Origin of the sequence: Planomonospora alba (assembly GCF_039534085.1) — a bacterium.
Classification (GTDB): Bacteria; Actinomycetota; Actinomycetes; order Streptosporangiales; family Streptosporangiaceae; genus Planomonospora_B; species Planomonospora_B alba.
Map to the genome: position 1 here is coordinate 99,741 of NZ_BAAAUT010000008.1, position 17,018 is coordinate 116,758.

The following is a 17,018-nucleotide window of genomic DNA, read 5'->3' on the forward strand; positions in this document are numbered from 1 at the left end:
TCGTGGATACGCCGCGCGGACACGGGCTCAGGAAGAGGTTCCCCGGGGCCGGCCCGGAGAGAACACATTGTCAGGGACGCCTCCACGGGGCGTCCCTTGTCATGTCCCGTCGGCGCCGCTCCGCCCGTCCCCGTCCGTCCGCGCGGGGCGCAGATGGATGTGCCGGGAGACGAAGGAGATCTGCTCCGGCAGCACCCGGCGGCGGTAGGCGGCGTTGTGGCAGCCGTCGGAGACGCCTCCTTCGGCCGTGGCGCCCAGCGCCTTCAGGCCCTTGAGCATGGTCTCGGTCTGCTTGGCCCAGCCGTCGCGGTCGCCGCAGCCCAGCCAGACGGGGATGTCCACCAGTTCGCGCAGCGGCGCCTGCGCGGCGGTGACGGCCGGCGCCACCGCCACGACCACGGCGACCTTCCGCTCGCCCAGCTCGGCGGCGAGCCGCAGCGCCCCGGCCCCCCCGGCCGACCAGCCCATCAGCCCGATCCGCTCGGTGTCCAGCCCGCAGTCGTCCAGGTAGGGCAGCAGGTCGCCCGCGATGTCGGCCGAGGGCCAGTCGTCGATCGAGGCCACCGCGAACCGCGCGCCGCCCGCGGCCAGGTAGCGGTCCACCGCGTAGAGCTCGAACGGGGTCAGCGCGTCGCCGGCGGCGCCGTGCAGCATGACCAGCACCGGGATCCTGCCCCGCGTGCCCGGGGGGATCCCGATCACCACCCTGCGGTCGTCCAGCGTGCTGCGCTGCAACGTGCCCGGCGGCGCCTCCGGGGGGTCGGGCATCCTGCCGCACCTGATCTGCCCGTAGGCCTTCCGGACGCCGTCGGGCCCGGCCAGGGCGGCGGCGCCTCCGAGACCCAGGAGAGTCAGGCCGCCGGCCGCCAGAAAACTTCGTCTTTTAAGCGTATTTTCCCTGGTCTGGGAGGGTTGTCGCGCTCCCCGCACGCCGCGCTCCACGTCCATGCAGGGCACCATAGGCCGTGCGCGGGCGGGTGTGGGCGAAGAACGGTAGTCTTCCCCGCTAAGGGCTCACGGCGGGCCCGGATCAGACGCCGCCCACCGGCCCGGCGCCGCGCGCGTGCGCGGCACGGGAGGCGCGGATCCGGCCCGCGTGCCGCGGCCTGCGCCGCCGCGGCCGGTGCGGAATGTCAGGACGAGGGGGTTTTCGTTGTATTTGAAGACTCTCACCCTGCGCGGCTTCAAGTCCTTCGCCTCGGCGACCACCCTCCGCTTCGAGCCGGGCATCACCGCCGTCGTCGGCCCCAACGGCTCCGGCAAGTCCAACGTGGTCGACGCCCTGGCCTGGGTCATGGGCGAGCACAGCGCCAAGTCCCTGCGCGGCGGCAAGATGGAGGACGTCATCTTCGCCGGGACCTCCTCCCGGGCCCCGCTGGGCCGCGCCGAGGTCACCCTCACCATCGACAACAGCGACGGCGCCCTGCCGATCGACTACACCGAGGTCACGATCAGCCGCCTGATGTTCCGCGGCGGCCAGAGCGAGTACGCCATCAACGGCGACACCTGCCGCCTGCTCGACATCCAGGAGCTGCTGTCGGACTCCGGCATCGGCCGCGAGATGCACGTCATCGTCGGCCAGGGCCAGCTCGACCAGGTCCTGCACGCCGGTCCCGAGGAGCGCCGGGCGTTCATCGAGGAGGCCGCCGGCGTCCTGAAGCACCGCAAGCGCAAGGAGAAGGCGCTGCGGAAGCTGGACGCCATGCAGGCCAACCTGACCCGCGTCCAGGACCTCGCCACCGAGCTGCGCCGCCAGCTCAAACCGCTGGGCCGCCAGGCGGAGATCGCCCGCAGGGCCGCCGTCATCCAGGCCGACCTGCGCGACGCGCGCCTGCGCCTGCTCGCCGACGACGTGCTCACCCTGCGGACCGCGCTGGAGCGCGAGGCCGCCGACGAGGCCGCGGTCCTCGCCCGCCGCCGGGAGGTCGAGGCCGCGCTGGAGCGGGGGCAGCTGGAGGAGACCGAGCTGGAGGCCGCCGAGGCCGAGGCCCAGCCGCGCCTGGCCGCCGCGCAGGAGACCTACTTCCGGCTGTCCTCGATCCGCGAGCGGCTGCGCGGCCTGGCCGGCCTGGCCGCCGAGCGGCACCGGCACGCGGCCGAGGCCGGCGTGGAACGGCGCGGGCGCGACCCGGAGGACCTGGAGCGCGAGGCCGAGGAGGTCCGCGAGCAGGAGCGGGTCCTCGAAGAGCTGCTGGAGCGGGAACGCCAGGCGCTGGCCCGGGCCGTGGCCCGGCGGACCGAGGCCGAGAACGCGCTCGCGGCCGAGGAGCGGAGGCTGGCCGCCGAGGCCAGGGCCGCCGCCGACCGGCGCGAGGAGCTCGCCCGGCTCCAGGGGCAGGTGGGCGCGGCCCGCAGCCGGGTCGAGGCGGCCGCAGGCGAGATCGGCCGGCTGGGCGCCGCGCTCGCCGAGGCCGAACTCCGGGCCGAGCAGGCCCAGGCCGAGCACGACGGCCGGGAACGGGACGAGCCCGCCGCCGACCCCGCCCTCGCGGAGGAGCTGGAGATCGCCCTGGAGGCCGTGGAGTCGGCCAAGCTGACCGTGGAGTCGGCCAAGGCCGCGGCCGAGGAGGCCAAGGCGGCCGTCGCCGGCCCGGACGCGGCGCTGGGCGCCGCCCGCACGGCCCTGGCGGCCGCGCGCACGGCCGAGGCGGAGGCGCAGCGCAGGGTCGCCGCCCTGGAGGCCAGGCGGGAGGCGCTGGAGCTGAGCCTGGCCCCCGGCACGGACGGCGGAGCCGCCCTGCTCGCCGCGGCCGCCGGGCAGGGCCCGGACGGGCTCGGCGCGGCCGTGCTCGGTCCGGTCGCCGCGATGCTGACCGTCCGGCCCGGCGCCGAGGCCGCCGTCGCCGCCGCGCTCGGCGGCGCGGCCGAGGCGGTCGCGGTCGGCTCGCTGGCCGACGCGGTCGGCGCGGTGGAGTTCCTGCGGAGCACCGACCAGGGCCAGGCGGCGCTGGTCATCGCCGGGGAGGGGCCGGCGGCCCCCGCCCGGCCGGCGCCGGTGGCGGGTGCCGAGTGGGCGGCCGACCTGGTGACCGTCCCCGCGGAGCTGCGGGCCGCCGTGGACCACCTGCTGGCGGACGTGCTCGTCGTCGACGACCTGGCGGCGGCGCGCGAAGCCGTCGAGCGGCGGCCCGGGCTGCGGGCCGTCACCCGCGCCGGCGACCTCCTCGGCGCCCACGCCGCCCGGGGCGGAGGCGCGCCGGGCGCCTCGGCGCTGACGATGCGGGCCGCGCTGGACGAGGCCGCGGCCGACCTGGAGGCCGCCCGGCTGGCGGCCGGACGGGCCGCCGAGGTCATGGAGGAGGCGGCGCAGGCCGAGGAGGAGGCCCGCCTGGCCGTGGAGGCCGCCCGGGAGCGGGCGGCCGAGGCCCAGACGGGCGTGCAGACCGCCCAGGCCGGGGTCAGCGCGGCGCAGGCCGTGCTGGAGGAGGTCCGGGGCAGGCAGCGCGACGCCGACCAGCGGGCCGCCGCCGCGGCCCGGCGGCTCGCCCGGCTCGAGGCCGCGGCCCGGGCCGCCCGTGACGAGTGCGCGCGCCTGGCCGAGGGCGTGCGGGCCGCGCAGGAGGGGCGCGAGCGGGCCCTGGCCGAGCTGGAGGAGCTGCAGGAGCGGCTGGAGGCCGCGGTCGACGCCGCGGAGCCCGCGGCCGACGAGCCGTTCACCGGGATGCGCGACGAGCTCGCCGAGCTGTGCGCGCAGGCCCGGCAGGCCGAGATGGAGGCGCGGCTGGCCGTGCGGACCGCCGAGGAGCGGGTCAAGGGCATCGCGGGCCGGGCCGACGCCCTGGTGCGCGCCGCGGCGCACGAGCGCGAGGAGCGCGCCCGCGCGGCCGAGCTGCGCGAGCGGCGGCGCCGGCAGGCGAGGATCGCCGAGGCGGTCGTGCGGGGCACCGAGCGGACGCTGCGCGCGCTGGAGACCTCGCTCGCCGCGGCCGCCGCCGAGCGCGACGAGGCCGAGCAGGCGCGCGGGCACCTCGACGGCGCGCTGCGGAGCGCCCGCGCCCGGGTCCGCGAGCTGAGCGCGGAGCTCGACAAGCTGGTCAACCGGGTGCACGGCAGCGAGATGGCCCGCACCGAGCAGCGCATGCGCCTGGAGCAGCTCGCGGAGCGCGCGATGGAGGAGTTCGGCGTCGAGCCGGACGTGCTCATCGCCGAGTACGGCCCCGACCAGCCGGTCCCGGCCGCCGACGGCGAGCCGGTGCCGTACGACCGGCAGGAGCAGGAGAAGCGGGCCAGGGCGGCCGAGCGGCAGATGGCGCAGCTGGGCAAGGTCAACCCGCTGGCGCTGGAGGAGTTCGCCGCGCTGGAGGAGCGGCACGCGTTCCTCACCTCCCAGCTGGAGGACCTCAAGAAGACGCGGCGCGACCTGATGCTGGTGGTCAAGGAGGTGGACGAGCGGGTCGAGCAGGTCTTCTCCGCCGCCTACGAGGACGTCGCCCGCGAGTTCCAGTCGATCTTCTCCCGGGTCTTCCCCGGCGGGGAGGGCCGGCTGCTGCTCACCGACCCCGAGGACATGCTGACCACCGGCGTCGAGGTCGAGGCGCGCCCGCCGGGCAAGAAGGTCAAGCGCCTGTCGCTGCTGTCGGGCGGCGAGCGCTCGCTGACCGCGGTGGCGTTCCTGGTGGCGATCTTCAAGGCGCGGCCCTCGCCGTTCTACGTGATGGACGAGGTCGAGGCGGCGCTGGACGACACCAACACCCAGCGCCTGCTGACCCTCTTCGAGGAGCTGCGGGAGACCTCGCAGCTGATCGTCATCACCCACCAGAAGCGGACGATGGAGATCGCCGACGCGCTGTACGGCGTGTCGATGCGGGGCGACGGCGTCACCCAGGTGATCAGCCAGCGGCTGCGCACCGACTCCTGACCCCGGCGGCGGAGGGGTCCACCGGGGACACGGGACACCCCGAAGCCGGAAAGGTCGGACTATCACCGGCGGTCTGGGAAACTAGGCGGTTGTGGAGAGCTATCTCGGCCTGATCCTGATCATCGCCGCCGCCGTCGTGCTGACGGCGGGCGGCATGTTCCTGCTGTTCCGCCAGGGGAGGAAGACCCCGCCGCCACCGGTCCGGCCGCCCGAGGCGCCGCCGGTGGAGGAGCGGCCCGCGGCGACGGGCACCGTGGTGGAGGAAGAGGAGGCGACGACCACCGTCCCGCCTCCGGCCCGGCCGATCGAGGTGCCGGTCGCGCCGCCGGTCGAGGTCCCCCCGCCGTCCGCCGGCCGGATGGTACGGCTCCGCGCCCGGCTGGCCCGCTCCCAGAGCACCTTCGGCAGGGGCCTGCTGGAGCTGCTCTCCCGCGACCGCCTCGACGACGACGTCTGGGACGAGATCGAGGAGACCCTGATCACCGCCGACGTGGGCGTCGCGCCGACCCAGGTGATGGTCGAGGAGCTGCGGACCCGGGTGAAGGTCCTCGGCAGCCGGACGCCCGACGAGGTGCGCGGCCTGCTCCGCGAGCAGCTGCTCACCCAGATCGGCGCGGACACCGACCGGACCCTGCACCTGGCCAAGCACGGCGAGCGCCCGGCCGTGGTCCTCGTGGTCGGCGTCAACGGCACCGGCAAGACCACCACCACCGGCAAGCTGGCCCGCTCCCTGGTCGGTGACGGCCGCAAGGTCGTGCTCGGCGCGGCCGACACCTTCCGCGCCGCCGCGGCCGACCAGCTGGCGACCTGGGGCGAGCGGGTCGGCGCCGAGGTGGTGCGCGGCCCGGAGGGCGGCGACCCCGCCTCCGTGGCCTTCGACGCGGTGGCCCGCGGCATCGACGACAAGGCCGACGTGGTGATCGTGGACACCGCCGGGCGCCTGCACACCAAGACCGGCCTGATGGACGAGCTCGGCAAGGTCAAGCGCGTCATCGAGAAGAAGGCCACCGTGGACGAGGTGCTGCTGGTCCTCGACGCGACCACCGGCCAGAACGGCATGCGCCAGGCGCAGGTGTTCGCAGAGGTCGTGAACATCACCGGCATCGCCCTGACCAAGCTCGACGGCACCGCCAAGGGCGGCATCGTCATCTCCGTCCAGCGGGAGCTGGGCGTCCCGGTCAAGCTCGTCGGCCTCGGCGAGGGCCCCGACGACCTGGCCCCGTTCGACCCCGAGGTGTTCGTGGACGCCCTGCTGGGCGACTGACCGCGACCCGGACCCCGCCCGGACCCGGCCCGGGACCGGGCCGGGACCGGGCCGGGACCGGGTTCAGTCCACGGGGCCGGCGGCGTGCTGCCGGACGCCGATGGGGACCACCAGAGGGGTCCCGGTCACCGGGTCCTCGATGACCTTGGCGTCCAGGTCGAAGACCTCCGCCAGCAGCGACTCGGTGAGCACCTCGGCCGGGGTGCCCGCCGCCACGACCCGGCCGTCGCGCATCGCGACCAGCCGGTCGGCGTAGCGGGCGGCGAGGTTGAGGTCGTGCAGGACCATCACGACGGTACGGCCCAGCTCGCCGTGGAGCCGGCGGACGAGCTCCAGCACCTCGATCTGGTGCGCCAGGTCGAGGAAGGTCGTCGGCTCGTCCAGCAGCAGCAGGTCGGTGCCCTGCGCCAGGGCCATGGAGATCCACGCGCGCTGGCGCTGCCCGCCGGAGAGCTCGTCCAGCGGGCGCTCGCCCAGGTCGAGCAGGCCGGTCATGGACAGCGCCTCGCTGACCGCCGACTCGTCGTCGGACGACCACTGCCGGTACCAGGTCTGGTGCGGGTGCCGTCCCCGCGCCACCAGGTCCGCCACGGTCAGCCCCTCGGGGGCGGTCGGCGCCTGGGGGAGCACGCCGAGGATCCTGGCGACCTCCTTGGACGGCATGCGGTCGATGCGCCTGCCGTCCAGCAGCACCTCGCCGCCGGAGGGCTTGAGCAGCCGTCCCAGCGCGCGCAGCAGCGTGGACTTGCCGCACCCGTTCGGGCCGATGATCGTGGTCACCGTGCCGGCCTCGATCCCGAGGTCGAGACCGTCGACGATGACGCGATCGCCGTATCCGAGCCGGACGTCGGCGGCCTGGAGTCTCATGGGCGTGCCTCTCTGCGCACACGGACGAGGAGATAGATCAGATAGGGGGCGCCGAGGATCGCGGTGACCACGCCCACCGGGAGTTCGGTGGGGCTGAAGGCGGTCCTCGCGAGCAGGTCGGCGGCGGTCGTCAGCAGGGCGCCGGTCAGGGCGGAGACCAGCAGCGGGGGGTGGGCCGTCCCGGCCAGGCGGAGCGCGATCTGCGGGGCGGCCAGGGCGACGAAGGTGACGGGCCCGGCGGAGGCGGTGGCGACCGCGGCGAGCAGCACCGCGGCGAGGATCATCAGGCCGCGGGCGAGGTTCATCCGCACGCCCAGGCCGGTCACGGTGTCGTCGCCGAAGCGCAGCACGGCCAGCGAGCGGGTGCCGAGCAGGGTGACCGGGACGAGCACGGCCAGGGCGAGCGCGACCGGGTGGACGTGCTCCCAGCCCCGGCCGCTGAGCGAGCCGCTGATCCAGACCATGGCGCGGCTGCTGTCGTTGACGTCGCCGAGGGTCAGCAGCCAGTACTTGACGTTGCCGAACACGGCGGTGACGCCGATGCCGACCAGCACCAGCCGGTAGCCGTCCAGCCCGCCCCGCCAGGCCAGCAGGTAGACCGCCACCGCGCCGAGCAGGCCGCCGGCCAGTGCCGCGAGCGGGATGCCGAGCGCGGACAGGGCGCCGCTGGGGCCGCCCGCGGTGCTCCCGGCGGCCACGATGACCGCGACCACGGTCACACTGGCGCCGGTGGTGACGCCGAGGATGTCGGGGCTGGCCAGCGGGTTGCGGGCGACGGCCTGGGTGATCGCGCCGGACAGCGCGAGCGCCGCGCCGGCCAGCGCCCCGGCCAGCGCGCGCGGCAGCCGCAGCTCCATCACCACGAAGTGCTCGGGGCCGTCGCCGGTGATCGCTCCGAGCACCTGGCCGACCGTCATCGGGATGTCGCCGATGCGCATGTTCAGCGCCATCAGCAGCGCGACCGCGGCCAGCAGGACCAGGCAGAGCGCCGCCGAGCGCGGGCGGAGCGGCCAGGAGAAGGGGCCGATCCGGACCGGCCGCCCGTGCGGCGACCGCCGGGCGGCGGGGGCGGAGGGGAGCCGGGTCACAGGCGGACCGGCTTCCTGCGGCGGACCAGGGCGACGAAGAACGGCGCGCCGAGCAGGGCCAGCACGACGCCGACCTCCAGCTCGCCGGGGCGGGCGACCACCCGTCCGACCACGTCGGCGACGAGCAGGGCGATCGCCCCGGCGAGCCCGGAGTACGGCAGCAGCCAGCGGTGGTCCGGGCCGGACAGGGGGCGGACCAGGTGGGGGACCATCAGACCGACGAAGGCGAGCGAACCGCAGGCCGCCACCGCGGCGCCGCTGAGCAGGGTGACCGAGGCGACGCCGAGCGCGCGGGTCCGGGCGACGTTCCGGCCGAGGGCCCGGGCCACGTCCTCGCCGAGGGAGAGCGCGTTGAGCCCGGGCGCGTTGGCCAGCGCCATCACCAGGCCGGCCGCGATGAACGGGAGCACCTGCCAGGCGACGTCGGCGCCCCGGGCGGCGACGGAGCCGGCCTGCCAGAACCGGAAGACGTCCATGGCCTGGTCGTCGATCAGGACCAGGGCGGAGGTGAGGGCGTAGAGGAAGGAGCTGACCGCGGTTCCGGCCAGGGCGAGGGTCACCGGGGTGGGGCCGCCCCGGCCGCCGGCCATGCCGAGCGCGAAGACGCCGGCGCTGGCGGTCAGCGCCCCGGCCAGGCCGAACCAGATGTAGCCGTACAGGTCGGTGACACCGAGGACGATGATGCTCGCCACCATCGCGAACGCCGCGCCCTGGGTGACGCCGAGCAGGCCGGGGTCGGCCAGGGGGTTGCGGGTGTGGCCCTGCATGAGCGCGCCCGCGACGCCGAGCGCCACCCCCGCCAGGATGCCGAGGGCGGTCCGGGGGACGCGCAGGGAACGGACGATGATGTCGTTCTCGGTGCCGGTCGGGCCGGTCAGCCCGTGCCAGACGTCACCGAGCGGGACGGGCTTCGCGCCGACCGTCACGCTCAGCACGGCCGCCACCGCGAGCGTCGCCAGCAGGCAGGCCAGGACCAGCGTCCGGCGCCCCCGCCGCCCGCCGTCCCGCCGGGGCGCCCGGGGACCGCCGGGCGAGGGCGTGCGCGCCGCGGCTACCGCTGTGCTCACCGGTGCCCCTCTCAGTTGCTTGACCGTTCCGAGTATGTCAGTTTAGGCATGCCTAAGCTAAATGAGGTTAGGCATACCTTCGTGAGAGGATCGTCAGATGAGAGCTTTGCGTGCTCTGACCATGACGGTGGCGGGAGCCGTACTGTCTCTCGGGCTCGCCGCCTGCGGGTCGGACGCCCCCGCGGCCGGGAGCGGTACGGCGGGCGCGGCGCCGACGGCGGGCGGCGGCACCGCGGCCTTCCCCCGGACCGTCAAGCACGCCATGGGCGAGACGGAGATCCCGGCCCAGCCCAAGCGGGTCGTCGCCCTCGACCAGAGCTTCGTCGACGCGGTGCTGACGCTGGACACCGAGGTCGTCGGCTACACCGTCTACCGCGGCATCGACGACGAGCTGCCCGGCTATCTGGCGCCGGTCATGGACCAGGCGCGCAATGCCGAGGTGGTCGGCACCCTGGAGGCGCCGAGCCTGGAGCAGATCATCGCGCTCAAGCCCGATCTGATCGTCTCGGCCAAGATCCGTCACGAGGCCCTGTACGACAAGCTCGCCCGGATCGCGCCGACCGTCTTCAGCGAGACCACCGGCGCCATCTGGCCGGAGAACCTCCGGCTGATGGGACAGGCCCTGGGCAAGGAGGAGCTCGCCGAGACGCGGCTCAAGGAGTACAAGGACCGCGCCGCGAAGATCGGTGAGGCGATCAAGGCCGAGGAGGGCGAGATGCCCACGGTCTCGGTGGCCCGCTTCGCCGGGGAGCCGACCGTCCGCCTGTACGTGGAGAACTCCTACTCCGGCCTGGTGCTCAAGGACGTCGGGTTCCCGCGCCCCGAGGGCCAGCCGACCACCACTGAGACGATCATGGTGCCGATCAGCGAGGAGAACATCCCGCAGCTCGACGCCGACCACATCTTCGTCGTCGCCTACGACGACCCGGAGGTCAAGGCGGTCCAGGAGAAGTTCCAGGCCAACCCGCTCTGGGGCAAGCTCAAGGGCGAGCAGCACGTGGTCGACGACACCACCTGGATGGCGGCCGTCGGCCTCCAGGGCGCCCACGTCATCCTCGACGACCTCGCGAAGATCTTCGGGGTCGATCCGGCCACGACCTCCTGAGCGGTCGCCGGGCCCGCGGTCCTCAGGGTGCGGTGAGGAAGGCGCGCAGGTCCTCCAGGTGGGGAGCGATGTCCAGGCCGTGCTCGGCCAGCCAGGCGTCGTCGTCGTAGGTGCCGCGGTAGCGCTCGCCGCCGTCGCAGATCAGCGTCACCACGCTGCCCCGCTCGCCCGCCTCCCGCATCTGGCGGATGATCTGCACGGCCGCCGCCACGTTCGTGCCGGTGGAGCCGCCGACGTCGCGGCCGGTGACCTCGCGGACCCAGCGCATGGCGGCGATGGACCGGGCGTCGGGGACCTGGATCATGCGGTCGATCACGGCGGGCATGAAGGAGGGCTCGACCCGGGGGCGGCCGATGCCCTCGATGAGGGAGCCGGCGGCGGTGACCTCCGGGTCGCCGGAGCACCAGGAGGGGTAGAAGGCCGACCCGTCGGGGTCGGCGACGGCGAGCCGGGTGGCGTGGCGGCGGTAGCGGATGTAGCGGCCGATGGTGGAGGAGGTGCCGCCGGTCCCGGCGCCGACCACGATCCAGGCGGGCTCGGGGTGGGGTTCCATCGCCATCTGGTTGAAGATGCTCTCGGCGATGTTGTTGTTGCCGCGCCAGTCGGTGGCCCGCTCGGCGTAGGTGAACTGGTCCATGAAGTGCCCGCCCGTCTCCGCGGCCAGCCGGCGGGACTCGGCGTAGATCGTGCGGGGGTCGTCCACGAGATGGCACTTGCCGCCGTAGAACTCGATCAGCGCGATCTTCTCCGGTGAGGTCGAGGCGGGCATCACCGCGATGAAGGGCAGCCCGAGCAGGCGGGCGAAGTAGGCCTCGCTCACCGCGGTCGAGCCGCTGGAGGCCTCCACGATCGTGGTGGAGGGGCCGATCCAGCCGCCGGCCAGGCCGTACAGGAACAGCGAACGGGCCAGGCGGTGCTTGAGTGAACCGGTGGGGTGGACCGACTCGTCCTTCAGGTAGAGGTTTACTCCCCAGTGCGCGGGAAGCGGAAAGACGTGGAGATGAGTGTCGCAGCTGCGGTTGGCGTCGGCCTCGACGAGGCGGACGGCCTCGGCCACCCAGGCGCGGGTCTCGGGGTCATGGCGGTCCACGTATCGCATGCCCTTAAAGGTATCTCTACCTGCCCTTATGTGACACCAGACACATTCTCTGTCAAACAGAGCGGGAGATGTTACGATAACGAGACTTGTTCGGCTGCAGGGTGTGTCGCCTCCGCCCGCGGCACGGACGTCGACAGACCTCCTCCCGACCGTGCGGAATCCTTAACGAGCCTCTTACGGAGCCGATGGGAGCATGAGCCGGACCGTCGGGAAGGGTGTGCCCACACCCGGAGAGGACGGTCGCGGGGGGAAGAACACAAGGGGGATGACATGATCTCGATGACCGACGAGCAGCGGCAGGACTGGTTCGAACGCGACGTCGTGCCGGTGACCGGGCAGCTGTACGCCTCCGCCATGCGTCTCACCCGAAACTCCGCAGACGCCGAGGACCTGGTGCAGGAGACCGTCACCAAGGCGTTCACCTCCTACCACCAGTTCCGTGAAGGCACGAATCTCAAGGCGTGGCTGCACCGGATCCTCACCAACAACTTCATCAACGACTACCGCAAGAAGCAGCGCTCGCCGAAGCTGTCGGCCACCGAGGAGATCGAGGACTGGCAGCTCGCCGCCGCGGAGTCGCACACCTCCACGGGCCTGAAGTCGGCCGAGACCGAGGCGCTGGAGCAGCTGCCCGACAACGCCGTGATGAACGCCCTGCGGGCCCTGCCGGAGGACTTCCGGGTGGCGGTCTACCTCGCCGACGTCGAGGGGTTCGCCTACAAGGAGATCGCCGAGCGGATGGGCACCCCCATCGGGACGGTGATGTCCCGCCTGCACCGCGGCCGCCGCCAGCTCCGCACCATGCTGGCCGACTACGCCCACGAGGAGGGCGCGGTGCGGCTGCCGGAGCAGCGCCAGGCCGCGTAGGGCGCCGCCGGGCTCCACCGGCCTCCGGCGTCGGGCCACCGTGAGCGGACGGCCGGCCTCCGGCGTCAGGCCGCGGCGATGAGGGCGACCGCGGCGAGGGTGACGCCGATCCCCGCCGACTGGACGACGTTGAGCCGTTCCCCCAGCACGTAGCGGGCCAGCACCAGCGTGCTCGCCGGATAGAGCGAGGCGAGCACTCCGACCAGCGCGATCATGCCCCGCTGCCCGGCCAGCACGAACAGGATGTTGGCCACCATGTCCAGCGCCCCGGCCGTGATGATGATCGGCAGCGCGCCGCCGCTGCCGGGCCGCAGCGTGCGGCGGGTGGCCACGGCGAGCAGGGCGATGAGCGTCACCGAGGCCAGCCGGGCGCCGACCAGCGGCCACAGGCCGCTGTCACCGGGCCCCTGCGCGATGAGGATGAAGAAGCAGCCGAAGCCCGCGCCGGCGGCCAGGGCGGCCAGGACCGGGCCGTAGCCGCCGGTGCCCCCGGCGGGCGCGGAGGAGTCGCGGCTGACCAGGACCACCGCCACCAGCGCGAGCGCGATGCCGCCCAGCGCCATCGGCTCGGGGCGCTCTCCGGCGGCCAGGCCGAACAGCACCGGCAGCGCCGCCGAGGTCGCCGCGGTGACCGGGGCGACGACCGACATCACGCCGGTGGCGAGCGCCCGGTAGAAGAGCACCAGCGCCGCGGCCCCGGCCAGCCCGGCGGCCATGCCCCAGGCGAGCGCCGCGGGGCTGGGCGACCCGGGCAGCAGCGGCAGCGCCGCGACCACCAGGACCAGCCCGGCCAGCTGGGAGAGCACGACCACGGCCAGCACCCGTGACCGCCGGGTGGCGAGCCCGCCGAAGAAGTCCGCCGTGCCGTACACCAGTGCGCTGGCCGTGGCCAGGACAACCGCCGTCATCGTTCACCTCGGTTCATTTGAATGCACTCTTAGTACAGTACATTGAGCGCACTAGACTGTACATGAAGTTCACTAGACTGCACTCATGGACCCCGAGACGATCACCGCCGCCATCGCCAACAACGTCCGGGCGCAGCGGGCGCACCGGCAGATGACGCTCGACGAGCTCGCCGCGCGGTCGGGGGTGAGCCGGGGGATGCTGGTCCAGGTCGAGCAGGGGCGGACCAACCCCAGCATCAACACGCTCACCCGCATCGCGGACGCACTCGGGGTGACGGTCGCCCGGATGGTGGAGGTCTCCGACACGCCCGTGGTGCGGGTGGTGAACCCCTCCGACGTGGTGACCTTCGCGCACGGCCGGGCGAGCGCGGCGCGCCTGCTGGTCGGCACCGACGCGCCCGCGATCCTGGAGCTGTGGGACTGGCGGCTGGCCCCGGGCGACCACCACGACGGCGACGCCCATCCTCCCGGGACCCGGGAGATGCTGACCGTGCTGGAGGGGGAGCTGACCCTCACCGTCTACGGCAGAAGCCACGTGATCGGCGCCGACGGCGCGGTGCTGTTCAGCGCCGACCGCCCGCACCGGTACGCCAACGAGGGCTCCGGGCCGCTGCGGTTCGTGATGGTCGTCACGGAGCCCCGGGAGACCCCCGACCAATAACCCCGAAGGCCTTTTCCGTTGACTGTGGGTAGCAGCATGATTGCTCCATGCGACTTCGGAGACTCCTGACCGGCGCGCCGGATCCGTCTCGCCCCGCTCCCCTCGTCCCGCCGCGTACGGACCGGAGGGGCCGCCGTGGGTGAGCGGGAGGGCGCGGTGGCCGCTCTCCGCGCGGAGCTGGCCCGACTCGGTGTCACCGACGCCTGCGAGATCGGGGACGGAGTCACGCTCTCCGTCTGGCTCGGCCTGGTCGTCCGCTTCCGGGATGGCTTCTACCGGTGGCAGGAGGGGCAGGTGAGACAGCGGCATCTGGGTACAGATCCGACAGGATGTGCCATTCGGGTGGCGCGCAGATACGCCGAGCTGCAGACCGACGTCCCGCTCTGGTGGGAGGGACTGGCCAAGGTCTTGCGAAGGGATGCGGCGCAGGGGCCCTCCTGACCGCCGCGCTGCTTCCGGGAGGACGTATGCGGGTGTGGATCGCGCCGTTGGCGGTGCTGCTCGGGATCGGAGCCCCCTCCGTCCCGCCCCCGCCGCCGGATCCGGAGACGCTCTCCGGGAACCTCATCGAGATCCAGCCGCAGTGGCCCGGGAGGGGGTTCCCCGTCCCGCCCCCGGCGCGCAGGATCGACTGCGCGACGGCCAGGTGCGTGGCGCTCACCTTCGACGACGGCCCCGGCGAGCACACCGCGTCGCTGCTCGACACCCTCGCCGAACACCGCGCCCGGGCGACCTTCTTCGTGATCGGCGAGACGGTCGCCGCCGGCGACGGGAGGGACCTGCGCCGCATGGTGGCCGACGGGCACGAGCTGGGCAACCACTCCTGGAGCCACGCGGACCTCGCCGCGCTGCCGGAGGACGGGATCGCCGACGAGCTGCGCCGGACGCAGGAGGCCGTGCGGCGCGTCACCGGGGTGCGGATGGTCTTCATGCGCCCGCCGTACGGCGCCACCGACGACCGGGTCGCCGCGACGAGCAGGCGCGAGGGACTGGCCCAGATCCTGTGGAACGTCGACACCCTCGACTGGCTGGAGCGCGACGGCCCGTCCCTGCTGCGCCGCGCGGGGGCGGCCGAGCCCGGATCCATCGTGCTGATGCACGACATCCACCGTGAGACGGTCGAGGCCGTGCCCCGGCTGCTGAAGGACCTGGCGGCCAGGGGCTACACGTCCGTGACGCTCTCGGAGCTGTACGGCCGCGCGCTGACGCCCGGTCAGGCCTACCTCAGGCGGTGACCGGCGCCCCCGGTCGGCCGCCGGTCGTCGGCCGGCGTCCGGCGGCCGGGCGCCGGTGGAACGGCCGGTTTCCGTCGGCGGCCGCTGAGACCATGGGGCACATGAGTTTCAGCGGTTTCCCGGACGAGGCCTTCATGTTCTACGAGGGCCTGGAGGCGGACAACTCCAAGATCTACTGGACGCGGCACAAGGCCCGCTACGAGGAGGCGGTGCGGGCGCCGATGGCCGCGCTGGGGGAGGAACTGGAGGCGGAGTTCGGCCCGGTGCACCTGTTCCGGCCCTACCGCGACGTCCGCTTCGCCCGGGACAAGTCGCCCTACAAGACCCACCAGGGGGCCTTCGCCGCGACCGGCGAGGCCACCGGTTACTACGTGCAGCTCGACGCCGCCGGCCTCTACGCCGGGGCGGGCACCTACTCCGTCCAGGGGGAGCGGCTGGCCCGCTACCGCGAGGCGGTGGACGAGGAGATCACCGGGGTCCCGCTGGCGAGGATCGTCGGCGAGATCCGCGCCGCGGGCCACACGATCGAGGGCGACCGGCTCAAGACCCGGCCCCGCGGGTTCCCGGAGGACCACCCGCGGCTGGAGCTGCTGCGGCACCGCTCCCTGTACGCGGGCCGCCGGTTCGAGCCCGAACCCTGGGTGCACACCCCCGAGGTCGTCGAGCGCGTCCGCGCCGTCTGGCGCGACCTCGCCCCGCTGGTGGAGTGGCTGACCGCGCACGTCCCCGGAGACTAGGGTCCGCCCCGGTCTCCGCCCGGGCCGGGGCGCCGGGCCGGGGCGCCGGGCCGGCCGTACGTCCTCGGGCGTGCTCCGGGCCCCGGCGGTCACCGGGGCCCGGAGGCGGCCCTCCCGGGCGGAGGGCGGCGCCGAGGGGGCGGAGCCGGGCGATCGTGCCGCAGGCGAGGGGGTGAAGACGCCGGTCGGCGCGTGATGACCGGAGTCAGCGCCGGGCGATCGTGCCGCAGGCGATGCGCCGGCCGGAGTCGCCGGCCTCCAGTGTCTCGGCGTCGGGGCCCTTGCGGGGCGAGTCGGCGTCGGGGCCGACCCGGCCGCCGGGGGCGGGGCTGGCCGTGTCCCCGCCGTGGCTGTAGCGGTCGGGGATGTTGGCCTGGTTGTCGGGCTTCTCGTGGACGATGACGGCGGTTCCGTCGGCGTCGAGGAGCTGGTCGACGCGGAAGCGGTCGGTGACGAAGGAGGCGGTCCCGCCGCCGTTCCGGTCGACCAGCAGGTCCGGCATGTCGCCGTTGTGGTCGGGGTGGGAGGCCGACTCGAAGCTGAGGTGCGGGCCCGCGTCGGCGAACGGGCTGCCGGTCGCGGGGTCGACAGCGTCCGGATCGCACACGCCCTTGCCGTGCAGGTGGAAGCCGTGGAACCCGGCGGGCAGCCCCGTGACGGTCACGGTGACCACGGACCTGCCGTTCTCCTCCTCGACGCTGAACGAGCCGACGGACTTGCCGTCCACGTCCTTCAGCTCGGCCTGGGCCGAGGCGCCCGCGGCCCCGGGGGAGCCGCCCTGGTCCGTCCCGGCCGGCGAGGGGGAGCCCCCGGGAGCCGGCGACTCGTCCTCGCCGGTCGGGGTCGGCGCGACCTCGTCGGCGGTGTCGTCCGGGGCCGGATCCCGTCCCGCCGTGTCGGTCGGCATCGGCGCGTCGGGCGGCTGGGGCGACGTCGCGGTCGCCGGGCCGATGGCGAGCGCCCCCGCGCCCAGAGTGGCGGCCAGGGCCAGATGCGGTGTGCGAAGCATGGACTTCCCCCGTGTGTCGTGGCTGCGCTCCGCCTTCCGCGGTCCTCGGCGGTCCTCGGCGGCCCGGCGTGGCCCTTCGCGGTCCCCTCCGCGGTCCTCGGTGGTCCCGGGCGGCCCGTCGTGGTCCTCCGCGACCTTCGCCCGGGCGGCACGGGGCGGAGCAGAGAGCTCGCCTGTCTCCATACCTCAGGAGTCGCCGGCAATGCCCTCGATATCCCCTATAGGGGACAAAAGGGTTTTAGGGGAACGCGTG

At 74.2% G+C, this 17,018-nt stretch carries 15 protein-coding genes; 8 read left to right on the plus strand and 7 right to left on the minus strand.

The genetic code is table 11. The annotated features are described in order from the left end of the window. Window positions 1–99 precede the first annotated feature (99 nt). On the minus strand, window positions 100–768 hold the full coding sequence (locus ABD823_RS06775) for an alpha/beta hydrolase (RefSeq protein WP_344856999.1): 669 nt from the start codon (window positions 766–768) through the stop codon (window positions 100–102). 385 nt (window positions 769–1,153) lie between these two features. Here ABD823_RS06775 and smc point away from each other — a divergent pair, with 385 nt between their 5' ends. Both smc and ftsY read left to right on the plus strand, forming a co-directional pair. Beyond that, window positions 1,154–4,858, plus strand: a complete 3,705-nt coding sequence (smc, locus tag ABD823_RS06780; RefSeq protein WP_344857000.1) for a chromosome segregation protein SMC — start codon at window positions 1,154–1,156, stop codon at window positions 4,856–4,858. A 154-nt stretch (window positions 4,859–5,012) separates the two neighbouring features. Next, on the plus strand, window positions 5,013–6,122 hold the full coding sequence (gene ftsY, locus ABD823_RS06785) for a signal recognition particle-docking protein FtsY (protein WP_425566576.1): 1,110 nt from the start codon (window positions 5,013–5,015) through the stop codon (window positions 6,120–6,122). 63 nt (window positions 6,123–6,185) lie between these two features. Here the strand turns inward: ftsY and ABD823_RS06790 are convergent, their stop codons facing one another. Genes ABD823_RS06790 through ABD823_RS06800 form a run of 3 tightly spaced genes read right to left on the minus strand, consistent with a single transcriptional unit; the run spans window position 6,186 to window position 9,144 of the window. Continuing rightward, window positions 6,186–6,989, minus strand: coding sequence for an ABC transporter ATP-binding protein (locus ABD823_RS06790; RefSeq protein WP_344857003.1), 804 nt, complete (start codon window positions 6,987–6,989; stop codon window positions 6,186–6,188). Beyond that, window positions 6,986–8,077, minus strand: a complete 1,092-nt coding sequence (locus ABD823_RS06795; protein WP_344857005.1) for a FecCD family ABC transporter permease — start codon at window positions 8,075–8,077, stop codon at window positions 6,986–6,988. The genes ABD823_RS06790 and ABD823_RS06795 overlap by 4 nt, the downstream gene beginning before the upstream one ends. Then, window positions 8,074–9,144: a FecCD family ABC transporter permease gene (locus ABD823_RS06800; RefSeq protein ID WP_344857006.1), complete on the minus strand. Its 1,071-nt coding sequence runs from the start codon at window positions 9,142–9,144 to the stop codon at window positions 8,074–8,076. The genes ABD823_RS06795 and ABD823_RS06800 overlap by 4 nt, the downstream gene beginning before the upstream one ends. Before the next feature lie 97 nt (window positions 9,145–9,241). Here ABD823_RS06800 and ABD823_RS06805 point away from each other — a divergent pair, with 97 nt between their 5' ends. After that, window positions 9,242–10,249, plus strand: a complete 1,008-nt coding sequence (locus ABD823_RS06805) for an ABC transporter substrate-binding protein (RefSeq protein ID WP_344857007.1) — start codon at window positions 9,242–9,244, stop codon at window positions 10,247–10,249. Between the two features lie 22 nt (window positions 10,250–10,271). Here ABD823_RS06805 and ABD823_RS06810 read toward each other — a convergent pair whose 3' ends face one another. Further along, window positions 10,272–11,348, minus strand: a complete 1,077-nt coding sequence (locus tag ABD823_RS06810) for a PLP-dependent cysteine synthase family protein (RefSeq protein ID WP_344857009.1) — start codon at window positions 11,346–11,348, stop codon at window positions 10,272–10,274. 270 nt (window positions 11,349–11,618) lie between these two features. On the opposite strand from ABD823_RS06810, the gene ABD823_RS06815 reads away from it, so the two are divergent. Continuing rightward, complete coding sequence (locus ABD823_RS06815) at window positions 11,619–12,215, plus strand: sigma-70 family RNA polymerase sigma factor (protein ID WP_344857011.1); 597 nt, start codon at window positions 11,619–11,621, stop codon at window positions 12,213–12,215. Window positions 12,216–12,280: 65 nt separating this feature from the next. Here ABD823_RS06815 and ABD823_RS06820 read toward each other — a convergent pair whose 3' ends face one another. Continuing rightward, window positions 12,281–13,123, minus strand: coding sequence for an EamA family transporter (locus ABD823_RS06820; protein WP_344857012.1), 843 nt, complete (start codon window positions 13,121–13,123; stop codon window positions 12,281–12,283). An 85-nt stretch (window positions 13,124–13,208) separates the two neighbouring features. On the opposite strand from ABD823_RS06820, the gene ABD823_RS06825 reads away from it, so the two are divergent. From ABD823_RS06825 to ABD823_RS06840, 4 genes are all read left to right on the plus strand, one after another. After that, window positions 13,209–13,784, plus strand: a complete 576-nt coding sequence (locus ABD823_RS06825) for a helix-turn-helix domain-containing protein (protein ID WP_344857013.1) — start codon at window positions 13,209–13,211, stop codon at window positions 13,782–13,784. Between the two features lie 135 nt (window positions 13,785–13,919). Beyond that, window positions 13,920–14,225, plus strand: coding sequence for a hypothetical protein (locus ABD823_RS06830; protein ID WP_344857015.1), 306 nt, complete (start codon window positions 13,920–13,922; stop codon window positions 14,223–14,225). A gap of 26 nt (window positions 14,226–14,251) precedes the next feature. Continuing rightward, complete coding sequence (locus ABD823_RS06835) at window positions 14,252–15,019, plus strand: polysaccharide deacetylase family protein (protein ID WP_344857016.1); 768 nt, start codon at window positions 14,252–14,254, stop codon at window positions 15,017–15,019. Window positions 15,020–15,120: 101 nt separating this feature from the next. After that, on the plus strand, window positions 15,121–15,756 hold the full coding sequence (locus ABD823_RS06840) for a DUF2461 domain-containing protein (RefSeq protein WP_344857018.1): 636 nt from the start codon (window positions 15,121–15,123) through the stop codon (window positions 15,754–15,756). Window positions 15,757–15,961: 205 nt separating this feature from the next. On the opposite strand, the gene ABD823_RS06845 is transcribed toward ABD823_RS06840, so the two are convergent. Next, a complete protein-coding gene (locus ABD823_RS06845; protein ID WP_344857020.1) occupies window positions 15,962–16,765 on the minus strand; it encodes a superoxide dismutase family protein in 804 nt (267 codons plus the stop codon). Window positions 16,766–17,018 lie beyond the last annotated feature (253 nt).

Coding starts and splice junctions, on each gene's coding strand:
- ABD823_RS06810 (WP_344857009.1), bottom strand. CDS start 11,348: ATGCGATACGTGGACCGCCATGACCCCGAGACCCGCGCCTGGGTGGCC.
- ABD823_RS06775 (WP_344856999.1), bottom strand. CDS start 768: ATGCCCGACCCCCCGGAGGCGCCGCCGGGCACGTTGCAGCGCAGCACG.
- ABD823_RS06805 (WP_344857007.1), top strand. CDS start 9,242: ATGAGAGCTTTGCGTGCTCTGACCATGACGGTGGCGGGAGCCGTACTG.
- ABD823_RS06835 (WP_344857016.1), top strand. CDS start 14,252: ATGCGGGTGTGGATCGCGCCGTTGGCGGTGCTGCTCGGGATCGGAGCC.
- ABD823_RS06825 (WP_344857013.1), top strand. CDS start 13,209: ATGGACCCCGAGACGATCACCGCCGCCATCGCCAACAACGTCCGGGCG.
- ABD823_RS06840 (WP_344857018.1), top strand. CDS start 15,121: ATGAGTTTCAGCGGTTTCCCGGACGAGGCCTTCATGTTCTACGAGGGC.
- ABD823_RS06820 (WP_344857012.1), bottom strand. CDS start 13,123: ATGACGGCGGTTGTCCTGGCCACGGCCAGCGCACTGGTGTACGGCACG.
- ABD823_RS06815 (WP_344857011.1), top strand. CDS start 11,619: ATGATCTCGATGACCGACGAGCAGCGGCAGGACTGGTTCGAACGCGAC.
- ABD823_RS06790 (WP_344857003.1), bottom strand. CDS start 6,989: ATGAGACTCCAGGCCGCCGACGTCCGGCTCGGATACGGCGATCGCGTC.
- ftsY (WP_425566576.1), top strand. CDS start 5,013: ATGTTCCTGCTGTTCCGCCAGGGGAGGAAGACCCCGCCGCCACCGGTC.
- ABD823_RS06845 (WP_344857020.1), bottom strand. CDS start 16,765: ATGCTTCGCACACCGCATCTGGCCCTGGCCGCCACTCTGGGCGCGGGG.